Origin of the sequence: Bacterioplanoides pacificum (assembly GCF_042648445.1) — a bacterium.
Taxonomy (GTDB): Bacteria; Pseudomonadota; Gammaproteobacteria; order Pseudomonadales; family Oceanobacteraceae; genus Bacterioplanoides; species Bacterioplanoides pacificum.
Genome location: NZ_JBHRYB010000015.1, coordinates 37,926 through 57,867, shown reverse-complemented (window position 1 = coordinate 57,867; position 19,942 = coordinate 37,926). Strand labels below are relative to the sequence as shown.

Below are 19,942 nucleotides of genomic sequence, written 5' to 3'. Positions count from 1 at the left end.
TCAACCTATTGAACGACAGATTCCCAAAAATTCTTCAGCCGTCAGCGAAGCTCCGCCAACCAGACCACCATCAATATCCGGCTGAGCAAATAACTCGGCCGCATTAGCAGCTTTCACACTGCCGCCATACAAAACCCGGGTTTCATCAGCCACTTTCTGACTGACACCCGCCAGCAGCGAACGGATAAAGGCATGCATCTGCTGCGCCTGCTCCGGTGTTGCGGTTTCACCAGTACCAATTGCCCAGACCGGTTCATAAGCGATCACAACCTGTGACCACTGAGCCTCTTTCAGCTGATGCAACAAAGCGGATAACTGCTGTTTAACAATCAGCTCAGCATTACCCGACTGACGTTGTTCCAGTGTTTCACCAACACAGACCACCGCCGTCATATCCTGGGCCAGGATTTTTTCGGTTTTCGCCAACACCACCGCGTCCGTCTCATGGAACAGGGCACGACGCTCAGAGTGACCAACCAGTACCAGCTGGCAACCCACATCCTGCAACATGGCAACCGATACTTCACCGGTATAAGCGCCACTGTCTGCCGTGGCACAATTTTGCGCCCCTAACTGAACAGCAGCATTACTCAGGCGTACACCTGCCGCAGCCAGATACGGAAATGGCGGAAATACAGCCACATCACAGCTCTGGATATCAGCGGTCAGGATATCGGATAACAAGGCTTCAGCCATGCTGCTGGAAGCGTTCATCTTCCAGTTTCCGGCAACTAACAGTCGACGCATGAGTTTTCCCAAAATTCAAAGAGCGCAGATACTATCTAAGAAGCATGACAGACACAAGAGACAAAGATGCTCTGTTGCCCGCCCGGATCAGGCTAATACGCCTTCAACAACGTCCGCCAGCTGCCGGGTTAACTCCCTGACCTGTGCCGCGTTTTCACCTTCCACCATCACCCGTACCACCGGCTCAGTACCCGATGGCCGCAACAATACACGGCCACGACCAGCCAGTGTCTGCTCAACATCGGCCACCGCCGCCTGTACGGTTTTATCCGCATTAACATCGATATCTTTATTACGACGCACATTAATCATGGTTTGCGGGCACTTACTCATACCCTGCTTCAGATCCTGCAAAGACTGGCCAAAATCCTGCAGTGCCATCATCACCTGTAACGCAGATACAATGCCGTCACCGGTCGTGGTGGAATCCAGACATAACAAATGGCCGGAAGATTCACCACCAAAGCGCCATTGATGTTCTTTTAACTGCTGCATCACATAACGGTCACCGACTTTCGCACGCGCAAAGCCAATGCCTTTTTCTTTGAGTGCCAGCTCCAGCCCAAGATTCGACATCAGCGTGCCGACCACTCCACCGCCCAGGCGACCGCGACTCTGCGCATGAACAGCCATGATATATAACAGCTCATCCCCGTCGACGATGGCACCATTACCATCCACCATAACAACCCGGTCGCCATCACCATCAAAGGCGATTCCGAGGTCGGCACGGGTTTCCACCACCTTCTGCTGCAATGCTTTTGCGGAGGTTGAACCAACGTCCTTATTAATATTCAGCCCGTCCGGCTGAGCGCCAATCACAATGACCTCAGCACCCAACTCACGGAACACTGCCGGTGCAATCTGATACGTAGCGCCATGAGCGCAATCCAGCACAATACGCTGACCTTTCAGATGCAGGCGGCGTACGGTACTTTTGCAGAATTCAATATAACGCCCGGCCGCATCATTGATGCGAAACGCTTTACCCAGCTGGTCAGAGGAAACCGTCGTCATCGGCTGATCCAGATAATCTTCAATCGCCCGCTCGATGTCGTCATCCAGCTTGGTACCCGCTGAGGAGAAAAATTTAATGCCGTTATCATGGTACGGATTATGAGAAGCACTGATTACAATGCCGGCATCAGCTCGGAAAGTACGGGTCAGATAAGCAATTCCTGGCGTTGGCATCGGGCCTAACAAACCACTGTCAACACCCGCGGCCGACAGCCCCGCTTCCAGTGCAGACTCGAACATATAACCGGAAATACGGGTATCTTTACCAATCAGAATGGTGCTTTTACCTTCGCTGGCAAACACTTTACCGGCGGCCCAGCCCAGCTTCATCACGAAGTCCGGAGTAATCGGAAACTGGCCTACTTCACCACGAATACCATCGGTACCAAAATATTTTCTCGACATCGTCTGTCCTTGTCCGCCCCACAATGGGCACTAATCAAAAATGCTCGCCGACGTTGCGGCCTGTTAAATTGTCATCCCCTGGCTGAGGGTGGCATTCACCACCGCCAGCGCCTGAACCGTTTGTCGCACATCATGTACTCGCAGAATCCGCGCCCCTTTCATGGCACTGACTACCGCCCCGGCAAGACTGCCAGCGACCCGCTCAGCAGGCTCATCACAACCGCTTGCCTGTCCGATCATTCGTTTGCGCGACAGGCCAATCAATAACGGTAAATCCAGCCGTTGTAATAACTCCAGCCGGTTCAGCAATTCGAAATTATGCGCAAAGGATTTACCAAAACCAAATCCGGGATCAAGCAAAATACGGTCACGGCTGATGCCGGCATTTTCACATAAGGCAACACGACGTTCGAGGAAGTCGATCACTTCCAGCACCACATCCAGATAATCCGGATTCTGCTGCATGGTCTGCGGATCCCCCTGCATATGCATCAGGCACACCGGCAAACCACTGTGTGCCGCGGCGGCTAATGCCCCTTCGCGCTGTAACGCCCGCACATCATTGATCAGATGTGCGCCCGCCGCCGCCGATTCACGAATAACCGCAGCGGTACTGGTATCCACAGAAATCAGGACATCCAGCCGACGGGCAATGGCTTCAACCACCGGGATTACCCGTTCCAGCTCCTGTGCTTCAGATACCGGTTGTGCGCCCGGGCGCGTGGATTCGCCCCCGACATCAATGATGGCTGCACCATCGGCCAACATCTGTTCAGCCTGACGCACGGCCGTATCCAGCGTATTAAATCGCCCACCATCGGAAAATGAGTCCGGCGTTACATTTAAAATACCCATCACCCGGGCCCGGGATAAATCCAGCGTACGCTGGCCACATTGCAAAATCACGTTTTTCACTTACTGGTCATGAAGCGGAATCACAAGCTGCTACGAAAATTAGTCCATAGCGCAGACAACAAGATCTAAAGAAGAAACAAAAAAGGCGGCCAAGCCGCCTTTTTATTAATCAAGCAAAGCCATTAAGAATTCTGCTCTCCGGCAGCATCACCAATGGAGTCATCGCTATCATCTTTCGCCAGATCATGACTCTCAGCCACCGGTGCCGCCGGCCCTGAGCCATTATCATCCCAGGATTTGGGTGGGCGAGGTTTTTTACCCGCCATAATGTCGTCAATCTGGTCAGAATCGATGGTTTCATACTCCATCAGAGCATCCTTCATCAATTCCAGCTTGTCACGGTTATCTTCCAGCAAAGCTGCCGCACGGTTGTAGCAACGATCCAGCAGCTCCTTCACTTCCGCATCAATAATACGCGCGGTTTCATCCGACAGGTGAGACAACTGCCCACCACCGGAAGACCCCAGATAACTTTGCTGCTCTTCTTCGCTGTACAGCTGAGCACCCAGTTTGTCCGACAGCCCCCACTTGGTCACGTAGTTGCGTGCATATTTCGTGGCGCGCTCGATATCGTTAGAAGCACCCGTAGTCACACCATCTTTGCCCAGCGTCATCTCTTCGGCAATACGGCCGCCGTACAGCGAGCAGATATTACTTTCGATACCACGCTTACTGATCGAATGGCGATCCTCTTCTGGCAGGAACATAGTCACACCCAGTGCACGTCCACGCGGGATAATCGACACCTTATAAACGGGATCATGTTCCGGCACCAGACGGCCGACAATCGCATGACCCGCTTCGTGATAGGCGGTATTGGTTTTTTCCGCTTCCGACATCACCATGGTCTTACGTTCAGCGCCCATCAGGATTTTATCCTTGGCCTTCTCGAACTCTTCCATAGTGACCAGGTTACGGTTAGCACGGGCAGCAAACAGCGAGGCTTCGTTCACCAGGTTCGCCAGGTCAGCACCAGAGAAACCCGGGGTACCACGGGCAATCAACGAGGCGTTCACGTCATCTGCCAGTGGTACTTTTTTCATGTGCACTTTCAGAATCTGCTCACGACCACGAATATCCGGTAAACCAACCGTTACCTGACGGTCGAAACGACCCGGGCGTAACAGCGCCGGATCCAGTACATCCGGGCGGTTAGTTGCTGCGATGACGATGATGCCATCGTTGACTTCAAAGCCGTCCATTTCAACCAGTAACTGGTTAAGAGTTTGTTCGCGTTCATCGTTACCACCACCGATACCAACACCACGGGAACGGCCAACGGCATCGATTTCGTCGATAAAGATAATACAAGGGGCCTGCTTCTTGGCCTGCTCGAACATATCACGCACACGGGAAGCACCAACACCGACAAACATTTCAACGAAGTCAGAACCGGAAATCGAAAAGAACGGCACCCGCGCTTCACCGGCAATGGCTTTTGCCAGCAGGGTTTTACCGGTACCCGGCTGCCCCACCATCAACACACCGCGCGGAATTTTGCCGCCCAGACGCTGGTATTTACCCGGATCCTGCAGAAACTCAACCAGTTCTTTAACGTCTTCTTTGGCTTCGTCGCACCCGGCAACGTCTTCAAATGTGGTTTTAATCTGATCTTCGCTCAGCAGCTTGGCCTTGCTTTTGCCAAACGCCATCGGGCCGCCCTTGCCGCCCGCACCGCCTTGCATCTGGCGCATAAACAACATAAATACCGCAATGATGATCAGGATCGGCAGTGACGCCAGTAATAACTGGGTAAAGAAACCCTGCTTCTCAGGCTTTTCACCCACAACCTGAACCCGATTGTTCAGCAGGGTATCCATCAGCTTGTCATCATAGACCGGCAGGACTGTTTCAAATGCCTGACCGTCTGAGCCAATACCACGAATGCTTTGTCCGGAGATGGTGACTTTTTCCACCTGTCCGCTTTCCACGGCCGTGATGAACTCCGAGTAGGAGTATTCTTTACCGCGACTGACGTTCTGGAAATTGTTGAACACCATCATCAGTACGGCGGCAATCACTGCCCATAAAATGAAATTCTTTGCCATGCGTGGCATACCTCTGCTCTTAACCCAAACAACCATCCAACGATGCAGCGAATATCCCATGATTGCTACAGCACGAATGGCGAACCTGTGATCCTCAGTCCCTAGCTTAGCAAGCAATCGCTAAGCACGAAAACCTTTGCCGACGATGTACACCTCACGGGATCGTGCCCGGGAAGCTTTAGGCTTACGAATCAGCACCTTAGAGAAGGACTGACGCACATCGGCCAGGTATTCATCAAAGCCTTCTCCCTGGAACACTTTGGCAACAAAATTGCCCCCGGGTTTCAGGGTCTGGCGTGCCATATCCAGCGCCAGCTCTACCAGGTACATGGCCCCGGGCTGATCGATAGACGACATACCAGACATATTGGGGGCCATATCTGAAATTACAAGGTCTACCGGACGACCATCAATCGCTGCCATGATTTCGTCAAACACGGATTCTTCGGTAAAGTCCCCCTGAATAAAAGTCACATCGGCAATATTGTCCATTGGCAGAATATCTGAAGCGATCACCACGCCATTGCCATCCAGCTGCTGCGCCACCACCTGTGACCAGCCGCCCGGCGCAGATCCCAGATCCAGCACCGTTGCGCCCGGTTGTAATAACTTGTCCTTTTCATCCAGCTCCAGCAACTTATAACTGGCCCGGGTACGATAGCCATCCTGCTGCGCCATCTGTACGTATTGATCATCAACATGTTCTTTCAGCCAGCCAGCACTGGTTTTTGAACGCGCCATGCGGGTTTTACTCCAAGGTCAGGTATACTATGCGTTAATCACGCTCTTCATTCTTTAAGAGCGCAATTCTAACACTGAAACAGAAGCTTTATGGCATTAACAAACGAACAGAAAAAAGCGTACCGCTCGATCGGTCACAACCTCAATCCGATTGTTACCATCGCCGGTAACGGCCTGACAGAGGGCGTCATGGAAGAGCTGAACCGCGCACTGGACGATCACGAGCTGATTAAAATCAAAATCGCCGTGGCTGATCGCGAGGTAAAACAGGCAGTTATTACAGAACTGGTACAGCTGACCGGTGCAGAGCTGGTTCAGCAGATTGGTAAAGTCGCCCTGCTGTTGCGCCAGAATCCAAAAGCCAACCCTAAGCTGTCTAACCTGCAACGGCCACAATAAACGTCCGCAGCCCTGTGCCGCCGCAAGAGTCAGTGAGAGGCGTTATCACGCAACACCACTGACCGCGGCGATATCAGCAGCCAGATCAGCCCCAGCACAGATAACGCATGCAGCAACATCATCTGCAGTTTCCACCAGGGCAATAAGGCAAAATACATCAGCGATGCCAGCGTCATCACCAGCAACAGCTGTTGCGGCAGCTGACGCCAGTCGAACAGATGCCGAACCCAGGTAGTCAGCAACATCATTACTCCACAGACAAAACCAACGCCGACCAGCACATGTAATACGTCCATACCGTGGAACGGGAAATAGCCGTTTTTCTCCAGCACCGGGCGTACCACATAGACGCCCGACCACAAACTTCCAAGCCACAAAGTACGGAATAACATCAGGTATTGGCGCAGCATTGTTCCTCCGGATGGCAATTTTGGCCTTCTACGACTAATTCAGCAGTTGGAAGGGCGAGCAGTAACAGGGATAATGGGGCAAATCTTTCTGCTTCGCCAGTTGGATATAACCCATGGCGCAGCCATTTCAGATAGTTATAACAAAGGTTTCATCAGGCATGTCGAATATTGTTATTTCCGGTACCGGACTTTTTACCCCCCCACACACCATCAGCAACGATGAACTGGTGGCTGCGTTTAATCAGTATGTCGACAAGTTTAACGCCGACAACGCCGCCGCCATTGAAGCAGGCGAAGTGGAAGCCTTATCCCACTCCAGCTCAGAATTTATCGAAAAAGCATCCGGTATCAAATCCCGCTATGCCATGTATAAAGACGGCATCGTTAATCCGGATATCATGCATCCGGTATTCCCGATGAGCGAAGAAGGCAGAACCCCTGAAATTGTGCAAATGGGGGTCGCCGCGGCCAAAGACGCCATGGCTCAGGCCGGCAAAACCGCCGAAGATATCGACATGGTGATTGTTTCCAGCACCTTCCGGCAGCGCGACTATCCGGGTATGTCAGTCGAAATTCAGCGTGATTTAGGCATCAAAGGTTTTGCTTACGATATGGGCATCGCCTGTTCCTCCGCCACCTTCGGCATCATCAACGCCTTCACCGCCCTGAAAGCCGGCACCGCAAAATGTGTATTGTTTGTTAATCCGGAATTCACCACCCCCGGACTGGACTTTAAAGATCGCGACAGCCACTTTATTTTTGGCGACGTCGCCACCGCGGCGATCCTGGAACCGGAGGAAAACGCCAAACCTGAAAATGCGTTCCGTATCCTCGATACCAAACAACAAACCGAGTTCTCCGACAACATTCGCAGCGACTCCTCTTATGCCGACTATTGTTTTGATAGTCTGCCGGCTAACCGCTACGCCTTTAAGCAACGCGGCCGTAAGGTATTCAAGGAATTACTCCCACTGGTAACCAATTTCATTGGCGAGCAATTGCAGGAAAACAGTATTGCCGCCGAGGAAATGAAGCGCATGTGGCTGCACCAGGCCAATATAAACATGAACAACTTCGCCGTCAAAAAGCTGCTCGGCCGTATGCCAACTGAGCTGGAAGCACCGGTGGTACTGGATGAGTTCGCCAACACTGCGTCATCCGGTTCTGTTATTGCATTTCATAAATACAAAGACGACTTCGTCAGTGGTGACCGCGGCCTGATCTGCTCATTTGGTGCCGGTTATTCCATCGGCTCGTTACTGGTTGAAAAAGTCTGACCCACAATCTTGGTTATCCGGATATCCATCCGGGTAACCATTTTCTATCCAATCGTCAATTCGATTTGTGCCATTAGGTAAAAAAACCTTCATTAGCTTAACGGCGCCGTCTGTGTCAGTGTTGCCTCAGTGACAGAATGATTATGAGGAAAAACTGATGTCTCAACCCAGCTCTTTTGAGCGTGACCAACTGCTGGCCTGCGGACATGGTGAAATGTTCGGCGAAGGTAACGCCCGCCTGCCATTGCCAAATATGCTGATGATGGATCGTATCGTCCATATCAGTTCAGAGGGCGGTGCTAATGGTAAAGGCGAAATTATCGCTGAACTGGATATCGATCCGTCGCTGTGGTTTTTCGACTGCCATTTTGAAGGCGATCCGGTCATGCCCGGCTGCCTGGGTCTGGATGCCATGTGGCAACTGGTTGGCTTTTTCCTGGGCTGGCGCGGTAACCCGGGCCGTGGCCGGGCATTAGGGTGTGGCGAAGTAAAATTCCGTGGCCAGGTATTACCCAGCGCCAAAAAAGTCACCTACCGCATCGATATCAAACGGGTGATGGAACAGAAACTGGTCATGGGAATCGCTGATGCCCGCATGGAAGTCGACGGCCGGGAGATTTATCAGGCCAAAGATCTGCGGGTTGGTTTATTCACCTCCACTGAAGATTTCTGATATCCACAGAACATAAAAAGCCCGCATTACCGAAGAGGTATGCGGGCTTTTTATCGACAACTAATAACCTGAATCAGAGATGTTTTACCTCATCGATCTCGTATTCCACAGCGCCTGCCGGCACCTGAACAACGGCAACATCACCTTCTTCTTTACCAATTAATGCACGTGCAATCGGAGAAGAAACAGAAATCTTATTCTGTTTAATATCCGCTTCGTCATCACCAACGATCCGGTACTGCACCTGCTCATCGGTATCCAGATTAATCAGGCTGACGGTAGTGCCGAACAACACCTTGCCAGAATGAGGGATCGACTTAATATCAATGACCTGAGAATTGGATAACTTTCCTTCGATATCCTGGATACGGCCTTCGATAAACCCCTGCTGTTCACGTGCAGCGTGATACTCGGCGTTTTCTTTCAGGTCACCATGCTCACGCGCTTCAGCAATATCTTTAATTACCGCTGGGCGAGCAACGGTTTTTAATTCAGTCAGCTCAGCCTGCAACGCCGCTTCACCTTCGACTGTCATAGGGTATTTTTGCATAATTCTATCCCTTACTGTTCTCAGCCAGCGAAGCGGTGCTTAAGCACCGATCGCCGCATGAATTTCCTGTAAACGACGCACCTGCTTCAGGCCTTCTGAACGCAGACCTTCTACCACGGCTTCAGCACCTGCCAGCGTAGTGGTGTAATACACTTTATGCTGCAGTGCGCTGCGGCGAATATCTGCCGAGTCCACAATTGCCTGGGTGCCTTCGGTCGTATTGACAATCAGAGCGATTTCGTCGTTCTTGATCGCATCCACCACGTTTGGACGTGCTTCGTTTACTTTATTAATACGTTCAACATCCAGTCCCGCTTCTGCCAGCTTGGCGTGCGTACCACCGGTTGCAACAATGCTGAAACCAAGGTCAGCGAAACCTTTCGCCACGGCAACCACACCGTCTTTATCGGCATCGCGTACAGAGATGAATACTTTGCCTTCGGTTGGCAATTTCTCACCGGCACCCAGCTGAGCTTTGTAGAACGCTTCACCGAAGGTAGCACCGGCGCCCATGACCTCACCGGTGGATTTCATTTCCGGCCCTAAGATAGGGTCAACGCCCTGGAACTTGTTGAACGGGAATACCGCTTCTTTCACCGAGAAATGCTCTGGAATGATTTCTTCGGTAAAGCCCAGTTCAGCCAGTGTTTTACCTGCCATGACTTTCGCTGCAATCGCTGCCAGAGAGGTACCGATACACTTAGATACGAATGGCACCGTACGGGATGCACGAGGGTTCACCTCGATCACGTAGATTTCACCGTCCTGCCATGCCAGCTGAGTATTCATTAAGCCAACAACGCCCAGTTCCAGCGCCATTTTCTTAACCTGCTCACGCATCTCGTTCTGAACATCTTCAGGCAAGCTGTACGGAGGCAGAGAACAGGCCGAGTCACCGGAGTGAATACCCGCTTGCTCGATGTGCTGCATGATAGCGCCGATCACAACCTGTTCGCCGTCACAGACGGCATCGATATCCACTTCAACTGCACGGTTCAGGAAGTAGTCCAGCAGTACCGGAGAATCGTTAGACACCTGTACCGCTTCACGCATGTAGCGACGCAGAGATTCTTCGTTGTTGACGATTTCCATCGCCCGACCACCCAGTACGTAGGAAGGGCGTACCACCAGCGGGTAACCGATTTCGTTGGCTTTAACTACCGCTTCTTCAGCAGAGGTTACCGTCGCATTAACCGGTTGCTTCAGACCCAGACGCTGAATCATTTGCTGGAAGCGCTCACGGTCTTCGGCGCGGTCGATGGCTTCCGGAGAAGTACCAATAATCGGCACACCTGCGGCTTCTAATTCGTTCGCCAATTTCAGTGGCGTTTGACCACCGTACTGAACGATCACGCCTTTTGGCTTCTCTTTGTCACAGATCTCTAAGACATCCTCAAGTGTGAGAGGCTCGAAGAACAGACGGTCCGAGGTATCGTAGTCAGTCGAAACCGTTTCAGGGTTACAGTTAACCATGATGGCTTCGAAGCCTTCTTCTTTCGCCGCCAGTGCAGCGTGCACACAGCAGTAGTCGAACTCAATGCCCTGACCAATACGGTTAGGACCGCCACCCAATACGATGATTTTTTCACGATCGGTTGGGTTGGCTTCACACTCTTCTTCGTAGGTGGAATACATGTACGCCGTGTCGGTAGCGAATTCAGCGGCACAAGTATCAACGCGCTTATAAACAGGGCGGATATTCAGCTTCTGGCGCTGCTTACGGAAGGCTTTTTCAGATACACCCAGCAGTTCTGCCAGACGTGCATCGGAGAAACCTTTGCGCTTCAGACGATAGATGCGGTCTGCATCCAGAGCATTGAGGCTGCTGGCAGCTACTTCTGCTTCATCTTTAATAATGTCTTCGATTTGCACCAGGAACCAAGGATCGATACCTGAGTGCTTATAAATTTCATCAACCGACAGACCTGCACGGAAGGCATCACCCACATACCAGATACGATCAGCACCCGGCGTAGTCAGTTCAGAAATAATCTTGTCTTTTGCACCTTCAACCGACAGATCCACCTTAGGATCAAAACCAGTCGCACCCACTTCCAGGCCACGCAGTGCTTTTTGCATAGACTCTTGCTGGGTACGACCAATCGCCATCACCTCACCCACAGATTTCATTTGCGTGGTCAGACGACCATCGGCATGCGGGAATTTTTCGAAAGTGAAACGAGGGATCTTAGTCACAACGTAGTCGATGGACGGCTCGAAAGAAGCCGGAGTCGCACCACCGGTGATGTCGTTTTGTAATTCGTCCAGGGTATAACCGATGGCCAACTTAGCCGCGACTTTAGCAATCGGGAAACCAGTTGCTTTAGAAGCCAGAGCGGATGAACGAGATACACGAGGGTTCATCTCGATCACAACCATACGGCCGGTTTTTGGATCCAGACCGAACTGAACGTTAGAACCACCGGTTTCTACACCGATTTCACGCAGTACTGCCAGAGAGGCATCACGCATGATTTGGTATTCTTTATCGGTCAGAGTCTGAGCCGGTGCTACCGTGATGGAATCACCGGTGTGAACACCCATGGCATCGAAGTTTTCGATCGAACAGATGATGATGCAGTTGTCGTTCTTATCACGAACAACTTCCATTTCGTATTCTTTCCAACCAATCAGGGATTCGTCGATCAGCAGCTCGCTGGTTGGCGACAGGTCCAGACCACGCGTACAGATTTCTTCGAACTCTTCTTTGTTATAGGCGATACCACCACCGGTACCACCCATGGTGAAAGAAGGACGAATAATACACGGGAAGCCTAAGTCCTTCTGAACTTCGCGCGCTTCTTCCATGCTATGAGCGATACCCGCTTTCGGACATTCCAGGCCGATTTTCTTCATTGCCTGGTCGAAACGGTTACGGTCTTCGGCTTTGTCAATCACATCGGCGTTAGCGCCAATCATTTCAACGCCGTACTTTTCCAGTACGCCAGCAGATTCAAGGCCCAATGCACAGTTCAGTGCGGTCTGACCACCCATGGTAGGCAGCAGTGCATCCGGACGCTCTTTTTCAATGATCTTGGTGACAGACTCAACCGTGATTGGCTCAATGTAGGTCGCATCCGCCATGGATGGATCCGTCATAATGGTGGCTGGGTTAGAGTTCACCAGAATAACTTTGTAGCCTTCCTCACGCAGGGCTTTACACGCCTGTGCGCCGGAATAGTCGAATTCACAGGCCTGGCCGATGACGATCGGGCCAGCACCAATGATTAAAATGCTTTTTATGTCGGTACGTTTTGGCATGACTCAGTCCCGTTAACCTTTGGCTTTTTCAATCAGTTCAATAAAGTGGTCGAACAGAGGCGCAACATCGCGCGGACCAGGACTTGCTTCCGGGTGACCCTGGAAGCTGAACGCAGGCTTATCAGTGCGGGCAATACCTTGCAGCGTGCCATCGAACAGCGACTTGTGAGTCGCTTTCAGGTTGGCTGGCAGCGTTGCTTCCTCTACTGCGAAACCGTGGTTCTGAGACGTAATCATGACCACACCAGAATCCAGATCCTGAACCGGGTGGTTACCACCGTGGTGGCCGTGCGGCATTTTCACGGTTTGGGCGCCCGATGCCAGAGCCAGCAACTGGTGACCCAAGCAGATACCGAACACCGGAATGTCGGTTTCTAAAATTTCTTTAATCGCTTCGATGGCGTAAGTACACGGTTCTGGGTCACCCGGGCCATTGGACAGGAAGATACCATCAGGATTCATCGCCAGCACTTCAGACGCAGGCGTCTGAGCCGGAACAACGGTCAGCTCGCAACCACGCTCGGCTAACAGGCGCAGAATGTTGCGCTTCACACCGAAGTCGTAAGCAACCACTTTGTACTTGCCATCTTTCAGTTCGCCGAAGCCTTTACCCAGCGTCCAGTCTTGCTGAGTCCAGCTGTAGCTCTCAGTAGTCGTGACTTCTTTCGCCAGGTCCATGCCTTTCAGGCCAGGGAAACCTTTTGCAGCTTCAATCGCTTTAGCGATGTTTTCCTCAGAACCCGCATCCGGACCGGCAATGATGCAGCCATCCAGAGAACCTTTTTCACGCAAGATGCGCGTCAGGCGACGGGTGTCGATATCCGCAATACCGAGAATGTTGTGTTCTTTCAGATATTCATCCAGAGCTTTTTCGCTACGGAAGTTGGAAGCGATCAGTGGCAGATCACGAATCACCAATCCCCTGGCGAAAATACCGCGTGACTCTTCGTCTTCGCGGTTAACACCGTAGTTACCGATGTGTGGATAAGTCAGGGTAACAATCTGGTTGGCATAAGATGGATCGGTCAGGATCTCCTGATAACCGGTCATAGAGGTGTTGAATACCACCTCCCCAACTGACAGACCTTCGGCACCAATAGCGGTACCTTTGAAGATGCTGCCGTCCTCAAGAGCTAGAATGGCTGGCGTAGACAAGGCTTAAATCCCCGAGAAGTAAGAACAATCTGGCGGCGCAGATAACACAAAAGTGGCGGCTCAAGTCGCAAAAAAGCGGGATGGAACCCTGATGGCTTCATCCCGCTTTTTTACTGAATTCTGAACTGCATGGCTGCTACGGCAATAGTCGTTTGTGTTACATGCTTAAACTAACACTAAATGATACTGAAAACAGAGGCTTATGTCCATTCCCTGTGGACAACAACCCGAATCCGCCAGCCAACTCCCGCTTCTGACTGAACAGTCAGTCAAAATATTATAAAAAACGCCATAACAAGCACTTAACCCACTCTGTCTAAAAACAGGCTAAACAAGTGCAACACAATGCTTTAACATACAGTTACATTTTGTAACATACAATTTGAAACCCGAAAAAGCTTCACTAACTACTCTGTAATGTTTTTTATTAAATAAGTATTGAGAGAAGTAACACTGTGATGCTGAGTTACAGTGATAACACTCAACAAAGCAAATCGGTTAATCATAACCGCGGCTGCATTACCCGGGGCAATGCAGTCAGTAACAATTAAAAAACCAAAAAATAAATGAGGTTTAATTATGCCAGTAGCCGTTGATGGTCGTCGTCGTTTGCAACCGGAAGAACGCAGACGTTTACTGTTAACCTATGCCGTCGAAGTGTTTGCACGTCGGGGGATCGGCCGCGGTGGGCATACGGAAATTGCCGAGATGGGTGGCGTTTCAGTCGCTACCGTTTTTAACTATTTTAAAACCCGTGAAGCACTGGTCGAAGCTGTGCTGGGCGATGTGGAAAATTACCTCATTTCCCTGGCTGAAGAGGTGTATGCCACGGAAGACAACCCGATTCAGGCGATCCGCACTCATATCAAAGGATTCCTGAATGCCTGTGAAGAGAATCCGTCTTACATCAAAGTCTGGCTGGAATGGAGCGCTTCTGTGCGTGACGAAACCTGGCCATCCTACCTGGAATTCCAGAATCGTTTATTAGAAATGATTGCCAAACAGGTTGATAAAGGCGTTAAAAAAGGCCTGCTTGAACCCGGCCTGGCGCCGAAAGAACGGGCACGCTGGGCATTAGGTAATGCGCAGATGCTGGTGTCTATGGTATTCGATCCAAACGGCAAACCACGCGGCATGGAAAAAATGGTCGAGCGTGGCTTCGACCATATTCTGGGTGTTAAAGAATAAAAGTTTATTCAGCCAATAAAAAAGCCGGGCGTTGCACATCACAACGCCCGGCTTTTTTATTGCTCCGGGGAGCGTATCAGAAGCCCAGCACGTCCGACATATCGTACAGACCATGAGTTTGCTCACATACCCACTTAGCACTGCGTACCGCGCCTTTGGCGAAGGTCATACGACTTTGTGCCTTATGAGTAATTTCCACCCGCTCACCCTCAGCGGCAAACATCACGGTGTGATCGCCAACCACATCACCACCGCGAATGGTTTCAAAACCAATCTGTTTGTGTGGCCGGGCACCGGTCTGGCCTTCACGGCCATAACAGGCCACTTCATTTAAATCCCAGCCCATGGTTTCTGCCACCACTTCACCCATACGCAAAGCGGTACCCGATGGAGCGTCCACTTTGTGCTTATGGTGCATTTCGATCACTTCGATGTCGCTGTCGTCACCCATTACTTTGGATGCCATACGCAACAGGTTCAGACACAGATTCACACCCACCGAATAGTTCGGGGCAAACACAATACCCATATCTGCAGACGCCTGCTGTAAGCGAACTTTTTGTGCCTCATTCAGGCCAGTGGTACCAATCACAATGTTTTTGCCATGGCTGCGGCACAGCTCAACATTCTCCATGGTGGCTTCGGGTGCGGTAAAATCAATCAACACATCAAAGTCATCGATCACCGATGCCAGGCTCGTTGCTGTTTTGACGCCCATCTCTTTACCCAAGCCCGCCAGTGCGCCGGCGTCGATACCCGCCATCGGATCATCGGCCAATACAACAGTGGCACCCAGTTGTGCGTTTTCGTCAGCGGCAACCGCTTCAATCAGTACCCGGCCCATACGGCCAGCCGCTCCGGTAATTGCAATACGAGTCATGGTGTTTCCTGAATTTAAGGAGATTAATATTTTAAGGAAGTATACAGGGAAAGAGAGAGCCGAGCTGTAGCGATGTTTTCAAAAGCAACGACAGGATGTCGTGATAGCGCGGTAGGGCCAGGGATGGCCCTTCGGCGCGGCGGCTGAAAATATCGCTACAGCTTTGGTGCGAACGGAAGTTACATTTCTTCGAAGAAACGTTTCACGCCTTCAAACCAGCTTTTCTTTTGCGGCGAGTGCTTATCACCACCCTTCTCACCGTTCAGGGACGCCTGAAACTGTTGTAACAATTCTTTCTGCTCTTTGGTCAGGTTAACCGGGGTTTCCACCTGAACACGGCATAATAAATCACCAGCAGAGCCACCGCGCACCGGTACAACACCTTTGCCGCGCAGGCGGAATAATTTACCGCTTTGTGTTTCAGCCGGAATCTTCAGCTTAACGCGACCATCCAGAGTCGGCACTTCCAGTTCACCACCCAGCGCCGCATCAACAATACTGATCGGCACATCACAGTACAGATTACGGCCATCACGGTGGAATAACTCGTGCTCACGCACACTCACCTGAACATACAGGTCGCCGGCCGGACCACCCATGGCACCCGCTTCACCTTCGCCAGACAGACGAATGCGATCACCGGTATCAACCCCCGCCGGGATTTTCACTGACAGGGTTTTGGTTTCTTCCTTAACACCACGGCCATGACAGCTGTTACAAGGATCTTCGATAATGGTGCCCTGACCACGACAGGTCGGACAGGTTTGCTGTACCGAGAAGAATCCCTGCTGCATACGTACCTGACCCTGGCCATGACAGGTCGAACAGGTTTTTGGCTGAGAGCCTTCTTTCGCACCCGAACCATCACACACATCACAGGTCGTTAACGTAGGCACGCGGATTTTTTTCTCCACTCCACGAACCGCTTCTTCGAGTGACAGCTCCAGCGTGTAACGCAAATCAGAACCGCGCTGTGGGCCACCACGACCGCCGCGGCCACCCCCACCAAAGATATCGCCGAACACATCGCCAAAGATGTCACTAAAGTTGCCACTGCCACCACCAAAACCACCGCCGGCCTGACCGTCTACACCGGCGTGGCCGTACTGATCATAAGCGGCACGTTTTTCGTCATCACCAAGAACTTCGTACGCTTCGGTGGCTTCTTTAAATTTTGCATCCGCTTCCGGGTCATCCGGATTACGGTCCGGGTGGAATTTCATCGCAATTTTGCGATACGCGCGCTTCAGCTCTTTTTTATCGACGCCTTTGGATACACCAAGTACTTCGTAATAATCTCGTTTCGACATGATTTTGCTCGTTTTTATGGCAAAAAACGCGGGTAGTTTTCTAGCCGCGTTTGATTCAATCAGAAGTGGTGAAGTGTTGTTTCCAAATAGCAGCGACAGGATGTCGCGGTAGCGTAGCAGGGCCAGGGAAGGCCCTTCTACGCGGCGGCCTGGAAATTACCTTTACCGCTTCAAAGGTTCGTAATTAAAAATTACTTGTCTTTAACTTCTTCGAACTCAGCATCCACAACATCGTCATCCTGACCACCCTGCTGCGCATCCGCACCACCTTCAGCACCTTGTTGTGCCTGAGCCTGCTCAGCGTACATCTTCTGCGCCAGCGAGCTGGATGCTTCTGTCAGAGCGGCAGTTTTTGCTTCAATATCCGCTTTGTCGTCAGTTTTAAGCGCTTCTTCCAGATCAGCAACGGCTTTTTCAATCGCTGCTTTTTCTTCGTCAGTCGCTTTATCACCGGCTTCTTCCAGCGTCTTCTTCGTCGCGTGGATCAGGCCATCAGCGGTGTTACGCACCTGGATCAGCTCTTCGAACTGCTTATCAGCTTCGGCATTCGCTTCCGCATCAGCAACCATTTTTTCGATTTCGTCATCACTCAGACCAGAGGACGCTTTAATCACAATCGATTGCTCTTTACCGGTCGCTTTGTCTTTCGCGCTGACGTTCAGAATACCGTTGGCATCAATATCGAAGGTCACTTCGATCTGCGGTACACCACGTGGTGCCGGCGGAATATCAGCCAGATCGAAACGACCCAGTGATTTGTTCTGTGCCGCTTGCTTACGCTCACCCTGAACCACGTGAATGGTTACCGCAGGCTGGTTGTCGTCGGCGGTTGAGAACACCTGTGATTTCTTCGATGGAATCGTGGTGTTTTTCTCGATAACCGCGGTAGCAACACCACCCATGGTTTCAATACCCAGCGTCAGCGGCGTTACGTCCAGCAGCAGTACGTCTTTTACGTCACCAGCCAGTACCGCACCCTGAATCGATGCACCCACAGCAACGGCTTCATCCGGGTTCACGTCTTTGCGTGGCTCTTTGCCGAAGAACTCAGCCACTTTAGACTGAACCAATGGCATACGGGTCTGACCACCCACCAGAATCACTTCATCGATTTCGCCGGAACTCAGACCAGCATCTTTCAGTGCAATGCGGCAAGGTTCCAGAGAACGGGCAACCAGTTCGTCAACCAGAGACTCCAGTTTGGCACGGGTCACTTTCACATTTAAGTGTTTAGGACCGGTCGCATCTGCTGTGATGTACGGCAGGTTTACGTCAGTTTGTTGTGCAGAAGACAGCTCAACTTTTGCTTTCTCAGCGGCTTCTTTCAGACGCTGCAGAGCCAGCGGGTCGTTGTGCAGATCGATACCGCTTTCTTTCTTAAACTCGTCAGCCAGATATTCAATCATGGCCATATCGAAGTCTTCACCACCCAGGAAGGTATCACCGTTGGTTGCCAGTACTTCGAATTGTTTTTCGCCATCAACATCCGCCACTTCAATAATGGAGATATCGAACGTACCACCACCCAGGTCGTAAACGGCGATGGTGCGGTCACCACCTTCTTTATCGATGCCGTAGGCCAGTGCAGCTGCGGTTGGCTCGTTGATGATACGTTTTACTTCCAGACCCGCAATTTTACCGGCGTCTTTGGTCGCCTGACGCTGAGAGTCATTGAAGTAAGCCGGAACGGTAATCACGGCTTCCGTTACTGCTTCACCCAGGTAGTCTTCTGCAGTTTTCTTCATTTTTTTCAGAACTTCTGCAGACACCTGCGGCGGTGCAAATTTGTCATCTTTTACCTGAACCCAGGCATCACCGTTATCCGCTTCGATGATTTTGTATGGCACCATAGAGATGTCTTTCTGAACCACGTCATCTTTAAAACGACGGCCGATCAGACGTTTGATCGCGAACAGTGTGTTATCCGGGTTGGTTACCGCCTGACGCTTAGCCGGCTGGCCCACCAGAGTTTCACCGTCGGTGTAAGCGATAATGGAAGGCGTGGTGCGATCGCCTTCTGCGTTTTCTAACACTTTGGACTTTTCGCCATCCAGTACCGCAACACAGGAGTTGGTGGTGCCTAAGTCGATACCAATAATTTTACCCATAATATTTATCTCCAATGCCGGGCGGCACAGGCCGCCTCTGATCTAATAACAATTCAGTTTATGCTGATTTATTTTGTTAATTTCTATATAAGTCCGGTTAGCGCCCTTTCAAGGCCAAACCGGCGAAAAATTACGCGTTTTCGTCGATTTGTGGCGCGCCTTTGCTGACCATCACCATTGCCGGACGCAACAGCCGCCCCTGCAGGGTGTAGCCTCTTTGCATCACCGCGATCACAGTGTTAGGTTCAGCGTCAGCGCTTTCTACCATCGACATCGCCTGATGCAGCTCCGGGTTGAAGGCTTCTCCCATCGGATCAACCACTTCTACTTTGAATTTCTCCAGCCCGGCCAGGAAACCGCTGAGGGTCATTTCCACCCCTTCCCGCAACGGCTTGGTCGCGTCATCGTCTCCGGCCGCTGCCAGCGCCCGTTCCATATTGTCGGCCACGCTCAGCATCTCGTTGGCAAACTTTTCCACACCAAATTTATGAGCCTTTTCGACATCAGCCTCGGCGCGGCGACGCACATTCTGCATCTCAGCCTGGACCCGCAACATCTGCTCTTTCAGGTCGGCTATTTCCTGTTGTGCCTGTTCCAGCTGGGCGGTCAGCTCTTCACTGCCTGACTCAGCCGATGCCTCAGCAGTCTCTTCCACGGAAGGCTCAACAGCTTCTGTAGTGTCGTTTTGTTCCAGGGTTTGTTCGTCGGTTTCGCCCTGAACTTTCTGCTCTTCAGACATCATTTTTCCTCAATCAGTTGATTCATTGGGGTTAACAGCCATTAATTGCTGAACTCTATATGGGAACAGAAAACACAGTTTCAAGAGCATAAAAGCCGCAGAATCTGATTATTTTCTTG

At 51.4% G+C, this 19,942-nt stretch carries 17 protein-coding genes; 4 read left to right on the top strand and 13 right to left on the bottom strand.

The features are described 5' to 3' along the window. The 5 genes from tpiA to rlmE all read right to left on the bottom strand — a co-directional run bounded on the left by tpiA (position 1) and on the right by rlmE (position 5,873). Complete coding sequence (tpiA, locus tag ACFOMG_RS15180; protein WP_376867854.1) at positions 1 to 747, bottom strand: triose-phosphate isomerase; 747 nt, start codon at positions 745 to 747, stop codon at positions 1 to 3. A gap of 87 nt (positions 748 to 834) precedes the next feature. Next, on the bottom strand, positions 835 to 2,169 hold the full coding sequence (glmM, locus tag ACFOMG_RS15175; protein WP_376867853.1) for a phosphoglucosamine mutase: 1,335 nt from the start codon (positions 2,167 to 2,169) through the stop codon (positions 835 to 837). A 63-nt stretch (positions 2,170 to 2,232) separates the two neighbouring features. Then, a complete protein-coding gene (folP, locus tag ACFOMG_RS15170; RefSeq protein ID WP_376868079.1) occupies positions 2,233 to 3,024 on the bottom strand; it encodes a dihydropteroate synthase in 792 nt (263 codons plus the stop codon). A gap of 182 nt (positions 3,025 to 3,206) precedes the next feature. Then, positions 3,207 to 5,132, bottom strand: coding sequence for an ATP-dependent zinc metalloprotease FtsH (gene ftsH, locus ACFOMG_RS15165; RefSeq protein WP_449237033.1), 1,926 nt, complete (start codon positions 5,130 to 5,132; stop codon positions 3,207 to 3,209). A gap of 120 nt (positions 5,133 to 5,252) precedes the next feature. Beyond that, entirely contained in the window at positions 5,253 to 5,873 is a 621-nt protein-coding gene (gene rlmE, locus ACFOMG_RS15160) for a 23S rRNA (uridine(2552)-2'-O)-methyltransferase RlmE (RefSeq protein ID WP_376867850.1), read from the bottom strand. Between the two features lie 90 nt (positions 5,874 to 5,963). Here rlmE and yhbY point away from each other — a divergent pair, with 90 nt between their 5' ends. Beyond that, positions 5,964 to 6,272 (top strand): ribosome assembly RNA-binding protein YhbY, encoded by a 309-nt coding sequence (yhbY, locus tag ACFOMG_RS15155; protein ID WP_376867849.1) that lies wholly within the window; start codon positions 5,964 to 5,966, stop codon positions 6,270 to 6,272. 29 nt (positions 6,273 to 6,301) lie between these two features. Here yhbY and ACFOMG_RS15150 read toward each other — a convergent pair whose 3' ends face one another. Next, complete coding sequence (locus ACFOMG_RS15150) at positions 6,302 to 6,682, bottom strand: hypothetical protein (protein WP_376867848.1); 381 nt, start codon at positions 6,680 to 6,682, stop codon at positions 6,302 to 6,304. A gap of 158 nt (positions 6,683 to 6,840) precedes the next feature. Here ACFOMG_RS15150 and ACFOMG_RS15145 point away from each other — a divergent pair, with 158 nt between their 5' ends. Both ACFOMG_RS15145 and fabA read left to right on the top strand, forming a co-directional pair. Then, a complete protein-coding gene (locus ACFOMG_RS15145; protein WP_376867847.1) occupies positions 6,841 to 7,959 on the top strand; it encodes a beta-ketoacyl-ACP synthase III in 1,119 nt (372 codons plus the stop codon). A gap of 157 nt (positions 7,960 to 8,116) precedes the next feature. Continuing rightward, positions 8,117 to 8,632, top strand: a complete 516-nt coding sequence (gene fabA, locus ACFOMG_RS15140; protein WP_376867845.1) for a 3-hydroxyacyl-[acyl-carrier-protein] dehydratase FabA — start codon at positions 8,117 to 8,119, stop codon at positions 8,630 to 8,632. 73 nt (positions 8,633 to 8,705) lie between these two features. On the opposite strand, the gene greA is transcribed toward fabA, so the two are convergent. Genes greA through carA form a run of 3 tightly spaced genes read right to left on the bottom strand, consistent with a single transcriptional unit; the run spans position 8,706 to position 13,598 of the window. After that, the gene (gene greA / locus ACFOMG_RS15135; protein ID WP_376867844.1) at positions 8,706 to 9,182 is read right to left on the bottom strand and encodes a transcription elongation factor GreA; all 477 of its coding nucleotides are present in this window, start codon (positions 9,180 to 9,182) and stop codon (positions 8,706 to 8,708) included. 39 nt (positions 9,183 to 9,221) lie between these two features. Next, a complete protein-coding gene (gene carB, locus ACFOMG_RS15130; protein ID WP_376867842.1) occupies positions 9,222 to 12,443 on the bottom strand; it encodes a carbamoyl-phosphate synthase large subunit in 3,222 nt (1,073 codons plus the stop codon). 12 nt (positions 12,444 to 12,455) lie between these two features. Continuing rightward, the gene (carA, locus tag ACFOMG_RS15125; RefSeq protein ID WP_376867840.1) at positions 12,456 to 13,598 is read right to left on the bottom strand and encodes a glutamine-hydrolyzing carbamoyl-phosphate synthase small subunit; all 1,143 of its coding nucleotides are present in this window, start codon (positions 13,596 to 13,598) and stop codon (positions 12,456 to 12,458) included. Between the two features lie 579 nt (positions 13,599 to 14,177). Between carA and ACFOMG_RS15120 the strand changes: the two genes are divergently transcribed. Further along, a complete protein-coding gene (locus tag ACFOMG_RS15120) occupies positions 14,178 to 14,786 on the top strand; it encodes a TetR/AcrR family transcriptional regulator (protein ID WP_376867838.1) in 609 nt (202 codons plus the stop codon). Positions 14,787 to 14,862: 76 nt separating this feature from the next. Here ACFOMG_RS15120 and dapB read toward each other — a convergent pair whose 3' ends face one another. The 4 genes from dapB to grpE form a co-directional block, all read right to left on the bottom strand. Then, positions 14,863 to 15,666 carry a 4-hydroxy-tetrahydrodipicolinate reductase gene (gene dapB, locus ACFOMG_RS15115; protein WP_376867836.1) on the bottom strand — a complete coding sequence of 268 codons (804 nt, stop codon included), beginning with the start codon at positions 15,664 to 15,666 and terminating at the stop codon, positions 14,863 to 14,865. A gap of 179 nt (positions 15,667 to 15,845) precedes the next feature. Beyond that, positions 15,846 to 16,976 (bottom strand): molecular chaperone DnaJ, encoded by a 1,131-nt coding sequence (dnaJ, locus tag ACFOMG_RS15110; RefSeq protein ID WP_376867834.1) that lies wholly within the window; start codon positions 16,974 to 16,976, stop codon positions 15,846 to 15,848. A 191-nt stretch (positions 16,977 to 17,167) separates the two neighbouring features. Next, positions 17,168 to 19,084, bottom strand: coding sequence for a molecular chaperone DnaK (dnaK, locus tag ACFOMG_RS15105; RefSeq protein ID WP_376867832.1), 1,917 nt, complete (start codon positions 19,082 to 19,084; stop codon positions 17,168 to 17,170). Positions 19,085 to 19,214: 130 nt separating this feature from the next. Then, complete coding sequence (gene grpE, locus ACFOMG_RS15100; RefSeq protein WP_376867830.1) at positions 19,215 to 19,823, bottom strand: nucleotide exchange factor GrpE; 609 nt, start codon at positions 19,821 to 19,823, stop codon at positions 19,215 to 19,217. Positions 19,824 to 19,942 lie beyond the last annotated feature (119 nt).